The 22,457-nt window shown below is 34.0% G+C and carries 22 protein-coding genes; 21 read left to right on the forward strand and 1 reads right to left on the reverse strand.

Going from position 1 to position 22,457, the window contains the following annotated elements; genetic code table 11:
• The first annotated feature begins 13 nt into the window (after positions 1 to 13).
• From ABVM52_RS17155 to ABVM52_RS17190, 8 genes are all read left to right on the forward strand, one after another.
• Positions 14 to 514 (forward strand): hypothetical protein, encoded by a 501-nt coding sequence (locus ABVM52_RS17155; protein WP_405382299.1) that lies wholly within the window; start codon positions 14 to 16, stop codon positions 512 to 514.
• A gap of 338 nt (positions 515 to 852) precedes the next feature.
• Entirely contained in the window at positions 853 to 1,287 is a 435-nt protein-coding gene (locus tag ABVM52_RS17160; protein WP_405382300.1) for a hypothetical protein, read from the forward strand.
• Between the two features lie 79 nt (positions 1,288 to 1,366).
• Complete coding sequence (locus ABVM52_RS17165; RefSeq protein WP_405382301.1) at positions 1,367 to 2,551, forward strand: TolC family protein; 1,185 nt, start codon at positions 1,367 to 1,369, stop codon at positions 2,549 to 2,551.
• A 20-nt stretch (positions 2,552 to 2,571) separates the two neighbouring features.
• On the forward strand, positions 2,572 to 2,865 hold the full coding sequence (locus ABVM52_RS17170) for a hypothetical protein (protein WP_405382302.1): 294 nt from the start codon (positions 2,572 to 2,574) through the stop codon (positions 2,863 to 2,865).
• An 11-nt stretch (positions 2,866 to 2,876) separates the two neighbouring features.
• Positions 2,877 to 4,382 carry an efflux RND transporter periplasmic adaptor subunit gene (locus ABVM52_RS17175; RefSeq protein WP_405382303.1) on the forward strand — a complete coding sequence of 502 codons (1,506 nt, stop codon included), beginning with the start codon at positions 2,877 to 2,879 and terminating at the stop codon, positions 4,380 to 4,382.
• An 11-nt stretch (positions 4,383 to 4,393) separates the two neighbouring features.
• Positions 4,394 to 7,474: an efflux RND transporter permease subunit gene (locus tag ABVM52_RS17180; RefSeq protein ID WP_405382304.1), complete on the forward strand. Its 3,081-nt coding sequence runs from the start codon at positions 4,394 to 4,396 to the stop codon at positions 7,472 to 7,474.
• Positions 7,475 to 7,735: 261 nt separating this feature from the next.
• Positions 7,736 to 8,413: a hypothetical protein gene (locus ABVM52_RS17185; RefSeq protein ID WP_405382305.1), complete on the forward strand. Its 678-nt coding sequence runs from the start codon at positions 7,736 to 7,738 to the stop codon at positions 8,411 to 8,413.
• Positions 8,414 to 8,446: 33 nt separating this feature from the next.
• A complete protein-coding gene (locus tag ABVM52_RS17190; RefSeq protein ID WP_405382306.1) occupies positions 8,447 to 8,869 on the forward strand; it encodes a hypothetical protein in 423 nt (140 codons plus the stop codon).
• Between the two features lie 226 nt (positions 8,870 to 9,095).
• Here the strand turns inward: ABVM52_RS17190 and ABVM52_RS17195 are convergent, their stop codons facing one another.
• The gene (locus tag ABVM52_RS17195) at positions 9,096 to 10,010 is read right to left on the reverse strand and encodes a helix-turn-helix domain-containing protein (protein WP_405382307.1); all 915 of its coding nucleotides are present in this window, start codon (positions 10,008 to 10,010) and stop codon (positions 9,096 to 9,098) included.
• A 150-nt stretch (positions 10,011 to 10,160) separates the two neighbouring features.
• Here ABVM52_RS17195 and ABVM52_RS17200 point away from each other — a divergent pair, with 150 nt between their 5' ends.
• The 13 genes from ABVM52_RS17200 to ABVM52_RS17260 all read left to right on the forward strand — a co-directional run bounded on the left by ABVM52_RS17200 (position 10,161) and on the right by ABVM52_RS17260 (position 22,164).
• Complete coding sequence (locus ABVM52_RS17200; protein WP_405382308.1) at positions 10,161 to 10,946, forward strand: hypothetical protein; 786 nt, start codon at positions 10,161 to 10,163, stop codon at positions 10,944 to 10,946.
• A 24-nt stretch (positions 10,947 to 10,970) separates the two neighbouring features.
• Positions 10,971 to 12,086, forward strand: a complete 1,116-nt coding sequence (locus ABVM52_RS17205) for an alpha/beta hydrolase (protein ID WP_405382309.1) — start codon at positions 10,971 to 10,973, stop codon at positions 12,084 to 12,086.
• 12 nt (positions 12,087 to 12,098) lie between these two features.
• The gene (locus tag ABVM52_RS17210; RefSeq protein WP_405382310.1) at positions 12,099 to 12,572 is read left to right on the forward strand and encodes a cupin domain-containing protein; all 474 of its coding nucleotides are present in this window, start codon (positions 12,099 to 12,101) and stop codon (positions 12,570 to 12,572) included.
• A gap of 10 nt (positions 12,573 to 12,582) precedes the next feature.
• Complete coding sequence (locus ABVM52_RS17215; RefSeq protein WP_405382311.1) at positions 12,583 to 13,353, forward strand: carboxymuconolactone decarboxylase family protein; 771 nt, start codon at positions 12,583 to 12,585, stop codon at positions 13,351 to 13,353.
• Between the two features lie 7 nt (positions 13,354 to 13,360).
• The gene (locus tag ABVM52_RS17220) at positions 13,361 to 13,834 is read left to right on the forward strand and encodes a cupin domain-containing protein (protein ID WP_405382312.1); all 474 of its coding nucleotides are present in this window, start codon (positions 13,361 to 13,363) and stop codon (positions 13,832 to 13,834) included.
• Between the two features lie 346 nt (positions 13,835 to 14,180).
• A complete protein-coding gene (locus ABVM52_RS17225) occupies positions 14,181 to 14,594 on the forward strand; it encodes a nuclear transport factor 2 family protein (protein WP_405382313.1) in 414 nt (137 codons plus the stop codon).
• Positions 14,595 to 14,651: 57 nt separating this feature from the next.
• Positions 14,652 to 14,978: a hypothetical protein gene (locus ABVM52_RS17230; protein ID WP_405382314.1), complete on the forward strand. Its 327-nt coding sequence runs from the start codon at positions 14,652 to 14,654 to the stop codon at positions 14,976 to 14,978.
• A gap of 550 nt (positions 14,979 to 15,528) precedes the next feature.
• Positions 15,529 to 16,413 (forward strand): hypothetical protein, encoded by an 885-nt coding sequence (locus ABVM52_RS17235; RefSeq protein WP_405382315.1) that lies wholly within the window; start codon positions 15,529 to 15,531, stop codon positions 16,411 to 16,413.
• A 415-nt stretch (positions 16,414 to 16,828) separates the two neighbouring features.
• Positions 16,829 to 18,811: a hypothetical protein gene (locus ABVM52_RS17240; protein WP_405382316.1), complete on the forward strand. Its 1,983-nt coding sequence runs from the start codon at positions 16,829 to 16,831 to the stop codon at positions 18,809 to 18,811.
• Position 18,812: 1 nt separating this feature from the next.
• Entirely contained in the window at positions 18,813 to 19,394 is a 582-nt protein-coding gene (locus ABVM52_RS17245) for a hypothetical protein (RefSeq protein WP_405382317.1), read from the forward strand.
• A complete protein-coding gene (locus tag ABVM52_RS17250) occupies positions 19,394 to 20,449 on the forward strand; it encodes a hypothetical protein (protein WP_405382318.1) in 1,056 nt (351 codons plus the stop codon). Before ABVM52_RS17245 ends, ABVM52_RS17250 begins: the two co-directional genes overlap by 1 nt.
• A 6-nt stretch (positions 20,450 to 20,455) precedes the next feature.
• Entirely contained in the window at positions 20,456 to 21,700 is a 1,245-nt protein-coding gene (locus ABVM52_RS17255; RefSeq protein WP_405382319.1) for a DNA methyltransferase, read from the forward strand.
• Between the two features lie 20 nt (positions 21,701 to 21,720).
• A complete protein-coding gene (locus ABVM52_RS17260; RefSeq protein WP_405382320.1) occupies positions 21,721 to 22,164 on the forward strand; it encodes a hypothetical protein in 444 nt (147 codons plus the stop codon).
• Positions 22,165 to 22,457: the final 293 nt, after the last annotated feature.

The following is a 22,457-nucleotide window of genomic DNA, read 5'->3' on the forward strand; positions in this document are numbered from 1 at the left end:
TAAAAGCAGTCATATGAAATTAAAATTACTTTTTGCCATATTATTATTGGCACTTACAACAAGATGTTCGCTCATAGAAATTGAACATGAAGAGGACCTGATTGTACAAATTGAAGGAAAATGGCGGTTAATCTCTATAACTTTTGATGGAAAACAAAATATTACCTCTTGTGATGAAACTACCTATTCTGAATTTACGCTGGACCCGTACGATGACAAGGACTTTAATTTTGATTATTCAGGCGATTATATAGGTACCGCCTATTTCTATACCGAAGCATTGGAAAGCTGTAGTCCCGAGACATTCGTAGGAAATTGGGAATGGGACGATGAAGAAGTAAAATTCTCAATCATCCTTACCGGAACACATACTGGTACCAGATATGTCAACGATTTTGATATTTCTTATAGATATTTAAATGGTAGCGATACTGTTGTGGATAGAATCTTTTTTACATTCCAAAATGAAGACGAAGATTTTGAACGAATTTATGCCTACGCAAAGGTATTTTAGGAGCAAAGTAACAAGGTTTGTTTTTTAGACTATTTACCTCACGTATTGATTGAATAGAGTATAGTTGATGCGTTGGTAAATTCGTCAGTTTACTTTCTTTTCCAACGCTTCGTCTTGCACAAATTTTTTAAGATTATTAATCTTTAAAAATTATGTCGTCTTCTAAAAACCCATTCTCAATAGGTATTGACATCGAAAAATGAGATGCATAAATACCTAAAAAATAAATGTCTTGAGAATAAACACTTATTAACTGATCGAGGGCAGGAGTATAGTATAGTGTGTGTGGAATGGTTAAGTGTAGAAATTGACTAAAATTACATTATCTTTGGTTTTCGATGCGAAATAACCAAAACATAAAGGCGCTATTTTTCTTGGGCATTTTCAGTATGTTACTGATGCACCAAGTTGTGCCACATTGGCATCATGAGCATCAAGAAAAACATCAGCATAGTGAAGTAGCACATACGCACAATCACGAGCATAATCACAAAACGTCTAAAAAAGATAATTCTAAAAAAGGCTTTTTCGATTGGTTTGTAGAAATGCACGTGCATACCAATACAACACCAGATGTGTTGGTATTAAAAGAAGTTACAGTTAAGAAAATTACCGTAGAAAAAGAATCGGTAAAAACACTATTTCCTGTAACCGTAAATCTTGCACTTGTAGATGTTGATACCTCAAAAGAAAGATGGTATCAACCGCCAGATAAACTTCAAAACACATATTTCCCCAATTGCTCACTTCGGGGACCACCAAGTTTAGGTTAATCAGTTATACAGGGTTTATGTTAGTATAAACAAAAAACACCCTGTAATTCTATTTTGATAAACCTAAAAAAACATCATTATGAACATAAAATTAGTATGCACCATTGGTGTATGCCTGTTCGTTGGTAACATTTATTCTCAAACAAAATCAGTAGATGAATTACTTAACCAAATAGAACAAAACAATACCGAGTTAAAAGCCTATCAATCGTACATCGATGGGCAAAACTTGCAAAATAAAAGTGGTAATAATTTACCAGACCCTCAACTTTCGGGTTTTTATTTGCCATTTGGTGAACACCAAAGTAACGATTATACCGAGTTTGAAATTTCACAATCATTTGAGTTTCCAACAGTGTATGCAGCGCGTAGCAAATGGAATAACTTGAAAGCAGAACAGCTACAAGCCCTTTTTACTAAAAAGCGACAGGAAGTACTCTTAAAAGCAAAACAAGGGTTAATTAGCCTTTATATACTTCAAAAGCAAAAAACTATTGAATCCAATAGAAAGCAACAAGGCAAGCAGGTTTATGAGCAAATGCAAGAATTGTTCAATAAAGAACAAGTTGGCATTTTAGACCTCAATAAAGCCAAAGTAGCTTGGATTCAAGAACAATTTGTAGTAGAACAATTAGAAGCTGAAATCCAGAATCAAATGACGGTGTTGCAAACTTTAAATGGTGAGCAATCGCTTGAGTTGGATAATCTGCAATTGGAAATTCCTTTTGAATTGCAAACTATGGAAACACTATGGAGCGAGAAATTGGCAAGTGACCCCAAACTATTAGAGTTACAGGTTAATGAAGCGTCAGCGCTTCAAAATGTAAAACTCGAAAAGAATAAAATTTTGCCCAACCTTGCTTTAGGTTATAATTACCAAGGTGTAAATGGCAATAATTATTCTGGTGTTTACGGTGGTTTGTCCATTCCGTTATGGAGCAGCAAGAATAAAGTTAAAGCGGCACAGGCAAAATATGAGTATCAACAATCAAGTTCACAAGTAGTCAAACAACTATTGTATGCCGATTTGCAACAGGAGTATAATCAGTATCAATTATTGTTCAATAAATACACCGAATACCAAAATACCATAGAATCCCTAAACAGCGAAGATTTGCTTTTTAAAGCCTATAATTTAGGGGAATATTCCTTTTTGGAGTACTATATGGAAGTGCAGTTTTATCGGGATGCTACCGACAAAATGCTGCAAATGGAAAAAGAATTACAGCTTTTACAAGCACAATTATTAATACATAAACTTTAACAATTTAAAAGAACAGAAAGATGAAATCAAAGATTCAAGAACACCTAAAAACAAATAAACTCATTGTGAGTAAAACAGTATCAAAATTTTTAATGGCATTAACCGTAATCCTTGCAATAAGTATTACAAGTTGCCGAGACACAAAAAAAGAAGAAACAAACGATGACCACGGTCACGAGCATAATGCTGATGGTAGTCATAAGACTGAACACGAAGACGTAAAACAAGAAGAGTTTAACGTGGACAAGGATTCTATTAAATCCGAAGAGAAAACACACACGCACGACAACGGAGAAGAACACCACGACCACTAAAAACAAAACAAATGAGAAAGTATGTAATAATTGTGCTTGCCTTTATGGCAATAGCTTGTAAGCAAAATAATGAAGATAATCACGCCCACAATCCAGATGGAAGTCACGTTGGCGATGAAATACCTCGAGTGGATTATACCATTTGGACAAACCAAACCGAATTGTTCGTTGAATTTCCCGTACTTATTGTTGGGCAACCCAGCAAATTTGCAGCGCATTTTACGGTAATGGACAAACACCAACCTGTGCGTGAGGGTTCGGTAACAGTAAGTTTAATTAAAGGTGACAAAGGCATTCGTGCTACAGCAGAAAGTCCGTCATCACCAGGAGTATTTTCGCCCATCATTCAACCAAAGGAATCGGGAATACATCAATTAGTATTCGACCTTTCGACACCACAATACAAAGATAAAATTGTAATTAAAGACCTAATGGTGTATGCGAATTTGGAAGAAGCCAATAACGCCATAAGCGATGCAGGTGAAGATGGTTCTATTTCCTTTTTAAAAGAACAAGCTTGGAAAATAGAGTTTCAAACCGCATCTGTTATGAATGGTGAAATTTACGATGTGATTAAGACATCGGGAGTATGGCAGCCTGCACAGGGTTCTGTAAAAACAATGGTCGCTACGGCTAATGGAACTGTAAATTTTGCCACAACTAACCTAACGGAAGGAACAGAAGTGAAACAAGGTCAATTGCTTATGAATGTAAGTAGCCAAGGATTGGCAAGCAATAATTTAAGCGCAGAAATAGCGAAAGCCAAAGCGAACTATGACCAAGCCACATCCGAATATAATAGGAAGAAGGAGCTTTACGAAAGTAAGATTATACCAAAATCAGAATTTGAAAAAGTAGAGAGTAACTATACTATTGCAAAATCGCAATACCAGTCGCTTGCTTCTGGAGTTTCTGGTGGCAGTAAGCAAATACGAGCACCTTTTAATGGTTTCATAAGAAGTGTCAATATTGGTAATGGCGACTATGCAGAACAAGGAACTGTTTTAATAAGTATTGCAACCGAACAATCCAAAGTGTTGAAATCGCAAATAGCACCTAATTACGGGTTAACGATGCAAAACATTAAAAATGTTTGGTATCAAACTGAAATAGGACATTGGAAAAGCATTTTAGATTCAGAAGGTGAAATTCTTTCGATATCCAAAGATGTGGAACGCGACAGTCCCTTAATTTCGGTATATGCCAAAGTAAACGATGCGATAAACCTGCCTGATGGCAGTTTAACCCAAGTACAAATTGCAATGGGAACCGGCGAACAAGGAACACTTGTACCCGAATCTGCTTTATTGGAAGATTATGGAAATTATTCGGTTATGGTACAACTTTCTGGAGAAAGTTTTGAAAGACGCCCTATTTCCATAGGAAAACGAAACGGTAAAAACGTTGAGGTGCTCAAAGGTTTACAGGTTGGTGATGTGGTGGTAACCACAGGAGCATACCAAGTAAAAATGGCTTCAATGTCGGGCTCAACCCCTGCACACGGACACGAACACTAAAAGCAAAAGTTATGTTGAATAAAATATTAAATATATCACTTCATAACAGATTGCTTATTCTGTTAGGAGCTGTGGTGTTAAGTGTGTTGGGCGTATATTATGCAAAGACAATGAATGTTGATGTATTCCCAGACTTAACAGCACCAACGGTAACTATTCTTACCGAAGCCCACGGAATGGAATCGGAAGAAGTAGAGAAATTAGTCACCTATCAATTAGAAACTGCTTTAAACGGTTCGCCAAATGTAAGACGAATCCGTTCGTCATCAGCTGCGGGAATATCCATTGTTTGGGTAGAATTTGAATGGGGAACCGATATTTATCGAGCGCGCCAAATTGTGAGTGAACGAATCCCGATGGTACGCGAAAATTTACCCGAAGGCATTGGTGCACCAACAATGGCACCTATTTCATCGATTATGGGTGAAATAATGTTGTTAGGTGTGACTTCGGATAGTTTGTCGCCAATGGAATTACGAACACTTTCCGATTGGACAATTAGACCACGTATAAAAGCGATTGGTGGAATTGCAAATGTGGTGGTCATTGGAGGCGATTATAAACAATACCAAGTATTTGCCAATCCTGAAAAGATGAAACATTACAACGTGAGTCTTTCCGAATTAGTAGAACACGTTAAGGAAGCAAATACAAATGCACCTGGTGGAGTAGTGAATCAATACGGAAACCAATACATCATAAAAGGAAGCGGTAGAGCGTATGCGTTAGAAGATTTACAGGAAGCTGTTTTAAAACAAGTCAATGGACAAACCATCAAAATAAAAGACGTAGCAACAGTGAAAATTGGAGCTTCCGATAAAATTGGTGATGGTTCTTTAAACGCAAACCCTGCGGTGATTCTGACCATTTCAAAACAACCCGATGTTAATACGTTGGAATTGACAGACCGTTTGGATGAGGCGATTGCAGATTTACAAAAAACCTTACCAAAAGGTGTAAACATTAAAAGTCAAATCTTTAGACAATCCGATTTCATTGATGCTTCTATTAGCAATCTAAATATGACGCTTTTAGAAGGTGCGTTTTTTGTAATGATTATCCTGTTCATCTTTTTAATGAATTGGAGAACTACCTTAATATCCTTATTGGCAATTCCTATTTCATTATTGGTGTCCATTATCATTTTAAAATGGTTAGGTTACACAATAAACACTATGAGTTTGGGTGGTATGGCAATTGCTATTGGTGCGTTGGTAGATGATGCCATTATTGATGTGGAAAATGTGTATAAACGCTTACGAGAGAACATCAAAAAACCGAAAACAGAACGTCAATCTACAATTACAGTTGTGAGAGATGCGTCTGTAGAAATCAGAAGTTCTATTATCATCGCCACTTTAATTATCATTGTCTCGTTCGTACCCTTATTCTTTTTAAGCGGAATGGAAGGTCGATTATTGCAACCATTAGGTATTGCTTTTGTAACCTCTGTGTTAACATCATTGATAGTTGCAGTAACGGTAACACCCATTCTATGCTCTTATTTATTGAATAATGAAAAACTACTCAATAAACAAGCAGAAGGTACACGTGTGGAACGTTGGTTACAGAAACATTATGGTAATCTTTTGGAACGTGCCACAAATATTCCAAAAACCATTATTGGAACTACAGTAATTGCCTTTATCATAAGCCTTTTGGTATTAACACAATTAGGTAGAAGTTTTTTACCTGAATTTAATGAAGGTTCTCTGGTAATTAGCGTCGTTGGTCCACCAGGAATGTCTTTGGAAGAAAGTAACAAAACAGGAAAATTGATAGAAACTATTTTATTGGATTTACCAGAAGTGGAAGTTGTTACCCGACGACAAGGAAGAGCTGAATTAGATGAACACGCACAAGGTGTTAATGCATCAGAAATTGATGTGCCTTTTGTGCTTGAGGATAAAACCAAAGAAGAATTCTTTGAAGAAGTCCGAAACAAATTGAGCGTTGCACCAGGTGTTAATATTACCTTGGGACAACCCATTGCACACAGAATTGACCATATGCTTTCTGGAACACGTGCCAATATTGCCATTAAGATTTTTGGTTCAGATTTACAACGTTTGTTCGAGGTTGGTAAAAGCGTAGAGCAAAACATCAAAGAAATTGATGGATTGGCAGATGTAGCGGTTGATCAACAAATTGAAGTACCACAAATACGCATTAAACCTAAACGTCAGATTTTAGCAGCGTATGGAATGACCGTTGGCAAGTTAATGGAACAGGTAGATATTGCATTTGCAGGAGAAGAAGCTGGTGAAATTTACGAAGGACAACAGTATTTCGATTTGATAGTTCGCTACGAAAAACCATTTCGGGATGATATTGAAAATATCAAAAACGCCTTAATCAGTTTACCAAATGGTGGACAAACCATATTAGGTGAATTGGCAACTATTCAATCGTTAAGTAGTCCAAATACCATTAATCGTGAAGATGTACAACGTAAAATTGTGGTCGCTGCCAATGTACAAGGCAGGGATTTACGTGGTGCAGTAAACGAAATACAAGAAGTGGTTGAAAACAATGTGAATATGCCAGAAGGCTATCGCGTACAATATGGTGGACAGTTTGAAAGTGAATCCAAAGCATCACAATTACTTATGATAACAGCAATCATTGCGATAGCCATTATTTTCCTTTTACTCTATTATGAATTTAAAGATGTAAAATTGGCATTTGTCGTATTGATTAACTTACCGTTAGCCTTGATTGGTGGTATCTTAATTGTGTATTTCACATCAGGAATTATCAGTATTGCGGCTACCATTGGATTTATAAGTCTTTTCGGAATTGCAACACGTAACGGTATCTTATTGGTATCACGTTATGAAGATTTACGACAGGAAGGAATGCAAGGGTTTCAGTTAATTAAAACAGGAGCTTTAGACCGTTTAAACCCAATCTTAATGACCGCTTTTACAACAGGTCTTGCATTGATACCATTGGCTTTAAAAGGAGGCGAACCAGGTAGTGAAATTCAAAGCCCAATGGCTGTAGTTATTTTAGGCGGATTGTTATCTGCTACGATATTAAACTTGGTAGTAATTCCTTGTGTGTATCAATTAGTGATTAAAAAAAAGTAATTGAATCAGTGATTCATTAGTAATTAAAAAAAAGAGGGGGTTTTAAAACCCCCTCTTTTTTTCTACCTCATAAAATGATAATAATTGATTATCAATTATTATCGAACTTTCTACTTTCAGGTCCGTTGAAATAAATTAATTAAAACTACGTTTGTCTCATTATGCTCACTTCAAAATAAATTCAAATAAGAAAATAAATAAGTAGGGTTTTTTTAAACTAAGTTGTTCTATAACCATTAGCCCAAATCTTAAAATAAAACCATGACTCAAAAGAAAAGCTTAACCGTATTAAGCATACTTACTGTTATTTTAGCCTTTAGTATGGGGTGTAGTGATGATGATAGTTTGAATACCGATGCAACCATTAGATTGGTCGCCACCACAACTAGTACAACTACAGCAACCAAGAAAATGCCGGTAAATGACCTTCAATTTACATCTGGCTCCATAACATTTAGGGAAATTATATTCGATGGTGAAAATGGAACTAATTCCGTTTCTAGAACAAAGGAACAGATTGCAAACATTGATTATGCAACGGGTACTGTTTCGCCAGAGGTTTTGATAACGATCCCTTCCGGTACTTATACCGCTGTGAACTTAGGTATTGAATTGCAGGATGAAAATGATAAGCCTACAGTGGTAATAGAGGGTACATTTACAAATTCCAGCGAAGAAATGCTTCCAATTCGTTTTGAATTTAATAGCGGTGAAGTGTTTGAAGCCAATGCGGCAAGCGTTGAAATCCCAGAAGGTGTTGACCTAGTTGGTAAAATAAACTTTGATGCACTAAACTGGTTCAGTACAATTTCAGCCACTGAGCTAGATAACGCCAATCTTACGGATGGTGTCATTATCATCAGTGAAACCAATAACGCATCTATTTTTGACAAAGTTGCGGACCGCTTGGATGTTGATACACAAGCTGTTTTTGAATAAATCCTTAAATAATAAACCCCCAAAATAAATATAATGAAAAATCGAATTTTAAATTTAAGTCTAGTCTTGGTATTTCTAACCGTTTTTGTTTCATGTAGTAAAGACGACTCACCAGAAATTATAGCCTCTGTTAATAATACCTCAATGTCAGCAGGTAACTTTAATGGTGATGTAACCGGAAATGGCGGTTCTACGACTGAAATATTAACCTGGACAAATAGTCAGGCCACAGCAGATTATAATATGGATATCACGGCATCAAGTGCTGGCACATTCCGATTTGTAATGCAAGATGCCGATGGCACTACTGTATTGGACAGAACATTAGATGGTAGTGTAGAGCCGGATTCCTTTTCCGGAGTAACAGAAGCTGGAACAGCAGGAGAATGGACTGTTACTTTAACATTAACAAATTTTAATGGCGATGGCAGCTATTCTGCATCTTCAGGAAATTAATAACACATTACTAATTTAGTTAAAAAAGGAGCTCTAAGAGCTCCTTTTTTTGTTCCATACTAGTTTTATTTTGACAAGGGATGAAGAAAATATGAGCCATTAAAATTGAAGCTATTAAGTAACCAGTTGAAGGAGTGTGAAATCGACGTAAGAAATACACAAATACCCTTGAATAAGAATAAGCACGCTATTTGTAAATGTGTGTATGTAATGGTCTTAACCTTTATTAATTCAACGTCGCCCTAAATTCCTTAGGGGAATGCCCTACTTTTTGTTTGAATAAACGACTAAAATGCTGTGGATATTTAAAACCTAGTTCATAAGCAATTTCACTGACCGATTTATTTGGGTCGAATACTTTTTCCTTAGCTACATCTATCAATTTCGCTTGAATATATTCTTGCGCAGATTTACCGGTTTCCTTTTTAACCAAGTCCCCAAAATAATTGGAGGATAAATGAAGCTGATCCGCAAAATAAGCTACTGAAGGTAAACCATTGACCCTTGGTTTATCCGATGAAAAATATTGAGAAAGTAGTTGATCAAACTTCTCTAAAGTACCCTTATTCACTACTTCACGTGTAATGAATTGCCTGTCATAAAAACGAAGGCAATAATCTAAAAATAGTTCAATATTCGTCACAATCAGTTTCTTGCTATGTTTATCAATGGGCTGCTCCAATTCAAACTGAATTTTTTCCAATAAACTCAAAATCAGCTTTCGCTCTTTAGCGGATAAATGCAAAGCCTCATTACTTGAGTACGCAAAGAAATTAAATTCATGAATCTTTTTTGCCAAACTTGTACCCAACAATAGGTCTGGGTGAAAAAGCAAAGCATAGCCTTTGGGTATAAAACCCGGTTCATAGCCGCCAAGTTCAATAGTCTGGTTGGGCGCCATAAAAACCAAGGTACCTTCGTCATAATCATATGAGTTGCCGCCATACTTTAGTTTACAGCCCACGGCATCTTTTAAAAAAATAGCATAACAGCTGTAATGAAATCCGTCGTACCTCTCATTGGTATATCCAGTTTCGTTTACCTTTTTAAAATCGACAATACCTACCAAAGGATGCAGAACTTCGTAATTTCTTAATTTAAAGTAGTCTGCAATGGTTTTAATTTCTAAAATATTCTTCACAACCAAATGTATTTAAAATAAAGATAATCTATTGATGGTCACATCATCAAGCTACATATGTAAAATCTGTAATTATGGTATAAACATCCGTTATTTGGGTAGTATAGTACCCTTTTTCTTAGTCTAATTTTGACATTGTAATTACGCACAATGAAGAAGATAGGAACTTTAATGTTATTGCTGTTATTCAGTACCGCTAATGCACAGGAAAATGCAAAAGATGAAAACTATAGGTTTTTAGATGATTTTAGAGGAAGTGCTAGCATCACCCATAATGGCGTTTCATTGGTTCCTTCTTTTTCCTTGGGTGATCCCGCTTTGCTGTTCGATTTAAAATTTACCAAAAAGAAGTTAAGTTTTGAGCCGGACATGCGTTTTTCTCTAGATGCCAAACCGTGGACGATGCTTTTTTGGTTTCGCTATAAGGCCATTGAAAAAGAAAAGTTTTCACTGAGGCTAGGGGCGCATCCCGCACTGAATTTTAGAACTGTAAATGTCATTAGAAACGGCAATACCGAAGAACTTTTAGAATCTAGAAGGTATTTAGGTGCCGAAGTGGTACCAAATTATAAATTATCAAAGCATACGAGTATTGGTATGTATTATCTATATGGTCGCGGCTTTGATGCTGGAATAAAAGAAACTAATTTTTTGGTGCTCAATGCTGCCTTTAGTCAAATTCCCATTTCAGCATCGTTTTATATGAATTTTACACCACAAGTTTACTATCTTACCTCTGATGATCTCACCGGATATTATACCTCGGCGTTCTTGACCATTGGTAAAAAGCAATGTCCATTTTCGTTGACAGGTGTTGTAAATAAAGGTATAAGCACCCAAATATTGCCCGATGATGATTTCACTTGGAGCGTGCTATTGAACTATAGCTTTCCAACAAAAAGGAAGATTAAAAAAAAAAGGCATAAACCTTATTAAAATGACTACAAAAACAAAGTATATATGATAAAGCTAAAATATACAGTAGTACTTGCAAGTATACTTTTATGTATTGGCTGTAATGAACAAAACAAGCAAATAGCAGATACATCTGTTGAAACGAATGATATTATTTCTATTCAAAAACAGGGGGCTTTTGCCGTTGGTGGTTCGGTTAAGCAAAGCCCTGGAACTTTTGACCCCATTGCCCATGGTGCTTTTAATCCTTCAAATCAAAGTACAGAAGGGCAGACCTTGCATGGTGACCACGCATCGGTATTCTATCAAATTCCTACGGAACCTCGTAATCTTCCGTTAGTATTTTGGCACGGCTACGGTCAGTCCATGCGAACTTGGCAAAGCACTCCAGATGGCAGGGAAGGATTTCAAAGTATATTCCTTAAAAAAAGGTATCCTGTCTATTTATTAGATCAACCCAGAAGAGGATTGGCAGGACAAAGCTTAGAACCAAAAACATTGGAAGCTAAAACTGAAGACCAACTGTGGTTCGGCATATTTAGAATGGGCGAGGGTACACGTTTTTATCCGAACGTTCAGTTTTCTAAGGACCCTGAAGCTTTAGATCAATTTTTCCGCCGTAGTACTCCAGATACGGGACCTTTAAACATCAATCTTAATATTGACGTCGTTTCTCAATTATTCGGAAAAATTGGTGACGGAATCCTTGTTACCCATTCCCATAGTGGCGGACAAGGTTGGAGTGCCGCTCTAAAGACCGATCGCATAAAAGCTATAGTAGCGTACGAACCTGGTAGTAATTTTGTATTTCCAGAAGAAGACATTCCTGAGCCTATTTCCTATGTGGGCGGAACATTACGTGCTAAAGGTGTTGCTATGGAAGAGTTTCAAAAACTGACCAAAATTCCCATTGTAATTTATTATGGGGATTATATCCCTGAAACTGAAGTTGAAAACCCTGGTCAAGATCAATGGCGCGCCGCTCTTTCCATGGCACGTAAATGGACAAAAACCGTAAACGACGCTGGTGGTGACGTTACTTTAGTAGTGTTACCGGAAATAGGAATCAAAGGAAATACACACTTTCCCATGTCCGATTTAAATAATCAAGAAATAGCCGATGTAATGTACAATTGGCTAAAAGAAAAGAAATTAAACTAAAAAATAAAAGAAATGAAAAATCTAATTACAACAGTACTGTTTATGCTTCCCATATGCATTTTTGCCCAAAATACGGACTACAAAGTATCTTCATACAAAGACGAGGGCTTTAAGGCACCAAATACGCATTATATTGGCGAAGCTTGGTTAAACGGTGTATTACAGGCAGATGATGAAACCGACTTTAATATTACCAAAGCCACTTTTAAGGCAAATTCTACGTTGGACTGGCATAAACATGCAACCTCTCAAGTCCTTATTTACGTAGACGGTGAAGGCTATTATCAAGAAAGAGGAAAAGACCCTGTAATACTTAAAGCAGGTGACGTGATCAAATGTGACAAAGAAACAGAGCACTGGCACGCTTCCACTAAGGATAGTGATGTTACCTATTTAGCAATTTATGGAGGAGGGCAGCCCACCACATGGACCGAAGTGGTTACGCGAGAATATTATGATAGTGTTGCCGATCAACTGAACGATTAATTCATCACTTATGAAATTAGAATTATTTAGACTTAAACCTTTCATGCTATTAAGAAATATCCTTAGCACGGCGACAGTTTTGGTTTGGGTTGTTGTATTTATCAGCTGTCAATCAATAGCGCAACAAGCAACATCAGACAATGCTTTATCCGATCAGGAGAAAAGTATAATCAAAATTGCAAGTCACACTGCCCAAGGTAATTTATCTCAGCTCAAGGATGTTCTCCATGAAGGATTAGATTATAAGCTCACCGTGAATGAAGCTAAAGAGGTATTGGTTCACTTGTATGCCTATGCAGGGTTCCCAAGAAGTATACGCGGTTTACAAACACTTTTAGAAGTGCTGGAAGAAAGAACAGCTAAAGGTATAGATGATGATTGGGGACCAGAAGCCACAACTATTGACGATTCCAGCAGTAAATATGAACGGGGAAAGACTATTTTGGAAGAATTGGTTGGTAGACCGTTGGATGGAAAACCAGAATACCAGAAGTTTTCACCCGAAATGGACAGGTTTCTTAAAGAGCATCTATTTGCGGATATTTTTGAGCGAGATGTGCTTACCTATAAACAACGTGAACTAGTAACCATTTCCGTTATTGCGAGTTTGGGGAGTTTAGAGCCAATGCTAAGAAGCCACTTAAACCTTTCATTAAATGTGGGTTGGCAAGCCGAGCAATTAAAAGAGTTTACCGAAACCTTAGCGAATACCACAACTGAAGACAATGTTCTTGCAACAAAAACAGTCCTTACAGAAGTATTGAAAAGTAGAACCGAATAAAACAGCCATGAAAAATACCGGATTCCTTACTATCGCCATGTTACTGATACTTTTGTCCGCCTGTAACACGCCAAAAGAAAGTAAAAAAGAAGCTGAACTTTTTGAAAGAGGGACTAAAATAGAAAACTCGAATTTTAGAGGTACCGCATGGCTAAATATGTTGGCAGCGCCGGACAGTTTAAATACCATGTATGCCGGTTTGGTTACTTTTGAACCCGCTGCTCGTACCAATTGGCATTCACATCCGGCAGGGCAAATATTAATTGTAACCCAAGGTGAAGGTTATTATCAGGAGGAAGGAAAACCCAAACGTATATTACGCATAGGAGAGACAATAAAGTGTCTACCGAATATAAAACACTGGCATGGTGCCACTGCAAATTCCCAATTTGCACATATTGCTATATCTGACCGCCAACTAGGTGCTGCAGAATGGTTTCAACCCATTACGGATGATGAATATTACGGTACATCTGAATAATTTCTATTCAAACGTAGTTTCTAAGATGGTGGTTTTTGAAGTAAACTTTTTGGCCTAAGAGCATTTTTAATTCATTGCTCATCATTTCTTAAATAGGAATTCCTGAACCGCCTGTCATCTGTTTTACAAAACATGTGATAAAAAGTGATTTCTCACATTTATAATACGACCAGCCAGTAGGAGGGGAGTGCAATCGACGCAGGAGATGCACAAATACCCTTGAAAAACAATTAGTACGCCATTTGTAAATGTGTGTGAATTGCTATTTAGGGATGGAACGTATATGATTAACTGTAACAAAAGGAAAAATACGGGCTTTTTACAACAATCAATCTTAGACACCAACATGATAACCAACTCCTTTTCTAAAGTTATTTTTCTATTTACCATTTTACTTTTACCATTTCAAAAAACTACCGCCCAAGTAGCAACTTCATCCACACTTTATAAGACTATTAAAGAAATGGATAGCTTTCTTTTTGAAAACGGTTTTAATGAATGTAGAATTTCAGACATGGAACCTTTAATCAGTGATGATCTTGAATTTTACCATGACCAAAGCGGTATTACCAAATCAAAAAAAGATTTTCTTTTGACTATTGAACAAAATATTTGTTCCAACCAGCAACAGAAACCTATTCGTAAATTAATGGAAAATAGTCTAGAAATATTTCCGCTTTATAATAAGGGAGTCTTATATGGGGCCTTACAAAATGGAATTCACGAGTTTTATATTAAAGAAGCGAACAAAGCACCCTAATTAACCAGTACTGCTAAATTTTCCCATTTATGGATAAAAGAAAATACGACTTGGAAATTGAAAAGAGTTTTAAGTTTTGATCATAAAACACCTAGGTTATTGAACAACAGAAAGAAGGGAATAGCTTTGTCTAATGAAACTTTAGATACCTATACAGGAAATTACTCAGGTCAACATGTAAAAGCCAACATAAGGCGAAAAGAAAGTTCACTTCTAATGAGCTCCGGCGATATGCAACTCATTATTCTTCCAGAATCTGAAAATGTATTTTTCGCAACTAAAGCACCACTTACTTTTGAGTTTATTTCGGTTAATGAAGTGATTACGAAAATGATTGTAAGGGAGAATGGAAAAATAGTCGATGAAGTCAAAAAAGTGGAATAGTGCTGATTTAGTTTTTAGAACACGGAGTCATTCTTAACTGTTTGTTAGAATTTATTGCTATTTGATATAACGTTAGATTAAAGAAGAAATAGTTTTATAATGTCCTGCATGATGACACTTAACTTTGGTAAACGGTATAAAATATGACGGTTTGGAAGACCATTATAATTTTTGATTGGGTTGTTGCGCTGGTATCCTTGGCTCTTTTTTCTTTTTATTTTTTTTAAAAGTTTCTTCTTAAAAGGTGATGTAATAGATGAATGAATTATATGAATACTTATCATAATAATTAACTAACCATATATAAACCGAGGTAGTATGTGTATAAAAATCTTTTAAAAACAATTAACTAACAATTTTAATATGCTTGAAATGGGATTTTAACATATTTAATTTTACTATGAAAAATAGTATTTGGATTCTTTTCTTAAATCGTTTGAAATGAACACTTTCAAATAATTTAGCTACCTTAAAATATACCTATAAATGGGTATTGAATTGAATACTAGAAATTCAAAACTTTATATGCATCAACCAAAACCTTATAGATATGAGATATTGTACATTGATGCTAGGTATTGTTTTATTTTTTTACGGTTTAAGAAGCCAAGCCCAAGCCTTTAGTGAAGACACGCAAAATGAAAATGAATTTTTTATTGATTTTGTTGGTACAGCAAACCTACAAGGTTCCATAGCAGAGGCAAATCAAGAAGTTCAAGGCAGTGCAGGTTTAGGAGTAATCTATGAAAGATTTTTAGGGGACAGAAATAATCCCTTAATTAATAGTTATGATATTGAATCTTATATTAATGTTGCTTCCTCAGTGGATGAATTAACTGCAATTTTAAATACTGATGATAATACAGTAAATAATCAACGCCTTTTTGGTTCATATGTGTTGAATCCAATTAGTTCGAAGCAATCTGTATTCATTAATAGTAACATTTATTTCAATCCAGATAAGCATAACATTTTCAAACCAATAAGTGGTATCACTGCTCGCTTTATTGCTTCAAATGCCTTATGGAAACTTGATGATGAAGTTCAGAAAAATCTAGGGGCGTTATCATTTAGGATTGGAATTTTTCATGAATTTCTTCCTGATAATAAAATACGTGTTGATAATAGAAGAAAATATAGTGTGTACTTCGGAATTAACTATAGTGGAAGAATAATTGTAGGTGATTTGTCCTCAGACACTAATGCTTCTACACGCCAAATGTTCTTGGGAACGGAGGATAAGAATTTTTCTGGAACTGAATTTACGTTTGGGTTTAGACTAAACAATATTTTGGCCGAATTTTCTATGCCATCGGTCGGAGGGAATAGAAGAAGCGACATTGAGGGACTAACAGATACACAATTTTTATTTACAATTAGATTTGTAGGTGGGTTTAGCCTGAATCTGGATAAAGAAAAAACTAGTGACCCTTAAATAAATAACAATTTCTCAAATTTTAATTTATATCATACCAATAATCCGCATTTTTCTAAATAACTGATATTATAAACATAAAAGCACTGTATTTTCAATTTTTTAAAATGCAACCATTAGGTGCATTACATAAAAGCCTATTTGCTATAATGTCTTGCGTTATGTAACTTGAGCTTTGGTTACGGCATAAAAATAAAGATGAGAATCTTTCTTTTTTGAGCGAGATGGTGCGCGGGCAAAGTATCTACAAATTTTTCTTGATTTTTTTCTTTCTAAAAACTTTCTTCTAAGAGGTAATGGAACACTTATTATGCGACGACGTAGGAGGGAAGCGTAATGTGTGTGTGTAATGGTTTCAAAATTTAGTTTATATCTTAAAGTTATCTTTATATTTATAGAATATTTTAAAATTTAAATGACTAGCACAGGAAAATATAATTTTTTAAAAATTGAGAAAGTAACAATTCGAAATTTTTCGTTGTATTCTAAAAATAATCAAACCTTTGAAGTAAATGAGGATATAAATGATGGCGTTTATTGTCTTGCTGGTGCAAACGGTTTAGGAAAGACTACTTTTTTAAACGCTATAAACTATGGATTAACCGGAATTGTACTAGAACCTAATAAAGAAGTCTTTTCTCCTGATGATATTGTCAAATCTAATAAAGACTATACAAAACGCTATTTTAAAGGTAGAATTAGAGCTGAAGATGAGGAAAAATCAGAGATAGAAATACTAATATCTGTTGGAGATAAATTTCTCAAAATTATTCGTGGTTTCAAAGAACGTGAAGGTCTTAAATATTTAGAGTACTACAAGTCTTTAAACAATATTAAAACTTCTTTGCTTGATACAATAAAACTGACTCCAATTGAGCTAAATAGTAATTATGAAAAGATAATTACCAATATTACTGGATTTGGCAATTATAATTATTTTCTGTTTTATCAACTTTATGTATTGACTTTTGATGAAAATAGGAGAATGTTGTTTTGGGATAATCGAGCTTCCAATAATGCTTTATCTATTGCTTTTAATGAGGATATTAATGATACTGAACGTCTTATTGATTTGAAAGGTAAAATGGACAAGCACGAATCGGATGGAAGAAATGATAGATGGCAGGCAACGCAAACAAAAAATAAGCTCGATGAGCTAATAAACGATTACAACGAAAAAGAGAATCCTAATTATAAAAACAAACAACAAGACTTTTTTGCTCTTAGCGATAATATAGAAAAGCAGGAAAATATTTTCGAGGAAGTAAAAATTGAATATGATACTCTTTTAAAGAGACAAAACATTATCAATTCGGAGATTTTACAGTTAAGGTTGACATATAGAAAATTATTTTCAGAGTATTCTGAACCAAGATCAAAACTATTAGAAAATCATTTATTTAAAATTGCTGAAAAGAACAAGGAGTGCTTTGTCTGTGGAGCTGAGGGAAATCAAGTAGTTGAAAATATTGAAAAAAAATTATATGATGATTGTTGCCCACTTTGCAATACTTCTATAAATAATGATAATACTAAAATCCAAGATGAACTCTTAAATAAGATTAAAAAAACGGATCAAAACTTATCCAAAAGCAACGAAGATTTAGAAAAAATAATATTAGATACAGAAACAAAAAAAGTTGAGTTAGATAGCGCTGAAATTAAACTAAATTCTTTAAAAAGTAAATTAAAGAAATTCTTAAAGGAAAACTCAAAGATATCTTTCACAAATACAGGGAATGCACCACTAGACAATGTAATCGAACAATACAAGTTTCAATTTCAGGAATTCGATAAGAAAGCAAAAGAATCATATAACAAAAGAGACAAATTAAAACCAGAATATGATAACTTACTGAAGAAGGTAGATGATGGATACAATTCAGCTAAGAAAGTTTTTGTACCGTTATTCAAAAAAATAGCTTTTAGTTTTATTGGCATTAATTTAAATATTTATCCTAAAAGAAAAGGGAGAAATTTTGTTTTAGTATTTGAGATGAAAGATACTGCGCGGACAGCATCACATCAATTATCAGAAAGCCAAAGATTTTTCTTAGACATTGCTTTAAGAATGTCTCTAGCAGTCTATTTATCTAAAGTAAATAACCCATCAACTATGCTCATTGATACACCTGAAGGCTCATTAGATATTGCTTATGAAAATAGAGTAGGTATAATGTTCGCTGAATTTGTTAAGGAATATGGGCAAAATATAATAATGACTGCGAATATTAACGCCTCTCAACTTTTAGTTTCTTTGGCACAAAAGTGTGGTTCTCAAAAAATGAAATTTAGAAGAATGTTAGAATGGACCGATTTAAGTGATATTCAAAAGGAAGGAGAACATTTGTTTAACAAAGTTTATTCAAATATTGAAGAAACACTAAAATTAAATTAATATGTCTAAACAAATTGAGTTAGAAGCTTTTTATGATAGTTTATCAATCGCTCATAAGCTTGATAATTTTTTAGATGAATTTGAAAGACGTGAAGTTCATTTATTTGCTTATTTCTCTGCATTCTTATTTCATTATGGGGGTCATCCAGTTGATGAATGGAAATATAAATTCATAATAGATAAAACAGGGTATCCACATTCTAAACAAGTAGATGATGCAATAGATAGACATATAAATTCTGGGGCTTTTGAAATGAGAAATAATTATCTATCAATAACTGCAAGAGGCACTGATGAATTTAACAAATTCAGTAAAGAATTGTCTTTATTTAAAACTCGCGAAAATTTTATTGATGCAGCTTGCACAACAGCAATATTAGTACCTTATAAGGAAACTAAAATGGCCTTGCTACTTGATTCTAATTTAACAACAGCTAGAAGCTTAAACAATGAGGATTGGATTAATTTCGAATATGATAATCTAAAACTAATAACACAATCATTAGGTGCATCAATTGATGACTTGACTGTTTCAGCTGTTTCTTGGATTAAAATTTTATTAACCACAATAGAAGACAAATAATGTCAGATCAACTTGTAGATAAGGTAAGGAATGAGGATTTTACGATTCAAATTTTTTCACAAACTAAAGACTCTCAATACATTAAATTAACAACAAATATTGTTAAAACTGTAAAAGAACTTTATCGGCACATTGAGCCAAGTCATTTTACTGGGGAAGTAGTTTTATTTCATAAAATTGATGAATCAATATTTTTTAATGATTGTGATTCTATTGATTTTTATGATTATGCAATTCTTGATAAGGATTTTAAAAGGATTGTATTTCAGCTGAGCCAACAAGATGAATTCCCATTATACTATGATAGTATTGAGGATACACAATTGGAAGCTTTGATAAATTCAGAAAATTATGTTGCATATATTTTTAGAGGTGGAAAAGAAAATTTTTATGTTAATGGTAAAAAAGTTAAAATCCGCAACGAATATAGTTGTCCAAGTATTTTTGCCTTACAATATCATTACTTAAATGAAGAACTTTTAAAATTTAAGAATGAAGTAGTTAGAAAAGTTTCTAGTCAGCTTTTTAAAGAATGTTGGTCAGATCAAAATTACATTTACTGGGTTAATAAACCAGAAGATAAAATTCAATTAGCCTTGGCAGAATTTTTACGTAATTCTCTTAGAGGAGTGAATGTAGTTCGAGAATATAAGTTAGGTGCGACGAAACCCGTTGATGTAAGGGTGTTTTGGAGAGAAGCTAATAGAGCGGCGTTAATAGAAGTAAAGCTTATGGGTAGATCAATGAAAAAAGATAGTGATGAAATAAGTGCCTATGAATATACGAATGAAAGAGTAAATGATGGTATGAAACAAATTAAAGAGTATATTGATCTAGGAGATAGTGACTCTCCAAATGTGATTACAAAAGGTTATTTAGTTGTTGCTGATGGTAGAAGGAATAATATTAACAAGAAAGTAACCACTATATCAATGGCAGACGGAAACCACTATGCTAATGTGGAATTAGATGTCGATATTGCCCTTCAATATTATAAAAATCATTATAATATTGAAAAACCAATACGTATGTTTTCAGAACCTTTATGCAGCTAGATATATATGGTTAATAATGATTTTGAGCTAAATAACAAAGGAACATCAAATGCCGGTGACACAAGAAGTCTTGCTCGTCATAGATGGTATTTTTATAAAGAAGGATTTTCTCCTTCTCTCGTTAATAAAGCAATAGAGGAAAGTGAAATTACCGAAAATGATATAATTTTAGATCCATTTAATGGAAGCGGTACAGTAACTTTAACTGCTGCTATTCGAGGGATTAATACAATAGGTTTTGAGGTTAATCCATTCACAAGCTTCTTATCTGATGTAAAAAGTATAAATTTCACACAAAAGAATTTTAAGAAGGTTTCGGATGAAGTGTTGAAAAACTCAGAAATTGGTGGGGTATCGCATTTGGAAAACTATTCTACTTTTACTGAAAATAAGCATAAAGGACAGAATCAATGGTTATTTAATAAATCTGTATTAGATTCGTTCGCCGGTGGTTTTAATAACTTAGGAACAACAAGCAAAAGTTCTAAATTAGCAAAACTTGCATTGGTATCTGCAATTATGAATAACAGCAATGCTAAAAAGGATGGTAAGTGTTTACGATATAAAAGTAATTGGGAAAATCTTAATTATGATAAATACTCGTTTTTAGAATCACTTGAAAAAAATTTTATTATTATTGAGAAGGATTTAGAAAATAGAGTAAGGACAAAACCAAATATTAAGACGGGTGACTCTAGAAAATTAATCAAAAAATTAAATTCTAAATTCAAGCTTTGTATAACATCTCCTCCTTATTTAAACACTTTTGATTACACTGATATATATAGACCTGAACTTTTTTTAAGTGGATTTATTAATTCAAGTAAAGAGCTTAGAAAACTAAGGTATGAAACAGTTAGATCACACGTTCAAGTCCGTTGGAATAAGCCTAAATTAAATGATTTTGGGATTCATTTTAATGACGTTTTCAAAAAAATATCAGATAAGAGAGACTTATTAATGCATAAAAATATACCTGATATGATTTCTGCGTATTTTGAAGATATGCAAGGGATTTTTATAGATCTAAAACAAAAAGCAGATACCGGTGCAAGTTTATGGTTTGTAGTTTCTACTTCAGCTTATGCAAATGAACATATACCTGTAGATCTAATATTAGCAGACATTGCAACAAAAGTTGGCTGGAAATTAAAAGAAATTGGAGTATTACGAGAAATACACAAAAGAAAAACCAGGTTCAGTCCTGATATAGATAAATTAAGAGAAAGTGTTATTATACTTAAAAATTAATTTCTTTAAAGCAATTACATTTGGAAAAATCGTTATGGTTTAAGATTTTATACTATTGGTGTTTTAAAAAAAATCCAATAGGTTCTGGTCTTACAATTCCATTTTTAATTGGAGTGGAGAAGGAATTTGGAAGAGGTCAAAATTTTGAAACCAATGACTTATTAAATGAATTTTACCTAATCCAAGTTATTTATTCGATTACAATACGTAATTGTCAAAATATTAATATGATTGTGTGTTGTTTAGACATACTTAATAATCAAGAAAAAGAATATTATAAAAATTTTGGATCAATATATTTAGAAGTGAATGATTATAATGACTTGAAGACATTTGAGGACTTTAAATTAAAAGTTAAATCTGAATATATCGATTATATTCAACAAAATAATTATTCAATTAATAATGGTATATGGGGCGGTTTTACAGATATTGATTTGAAAACAATTGAAAAAATTATGTAAAATAGATTCTCGATGTTAAATATGGCCTCATAAAATTTTGGTCAAAACAATAGGGGAAAAGAGCGTTCATATTTTAGGGGTTTAGTAATACCGTTTTTAGGGGTTTAGTAATACCGTTTCTTAAGAGTTATAATTACACAATTACTTCAGAGCAATCTTAATAAGCAACAATGTTTCCTAAAATATAGCGAATGAGCCGTTAATTGTTTCCAAAATTATATGCAGCCTTGAATTTTTGTTTCTTTTGTTTCAAGACAAAAGATAATGAAACAAGAAAAAAAAGATTAATTGAA

It is taken from the genome of Maribacter sp. LLG6340-A2, assembly GCF_045057105.1.
Classification (GTDB): Bacteria; Bacteroidota; Bacteroidia; order Flavobacteriales; family Flavobacteriaceae; genus Maribacter.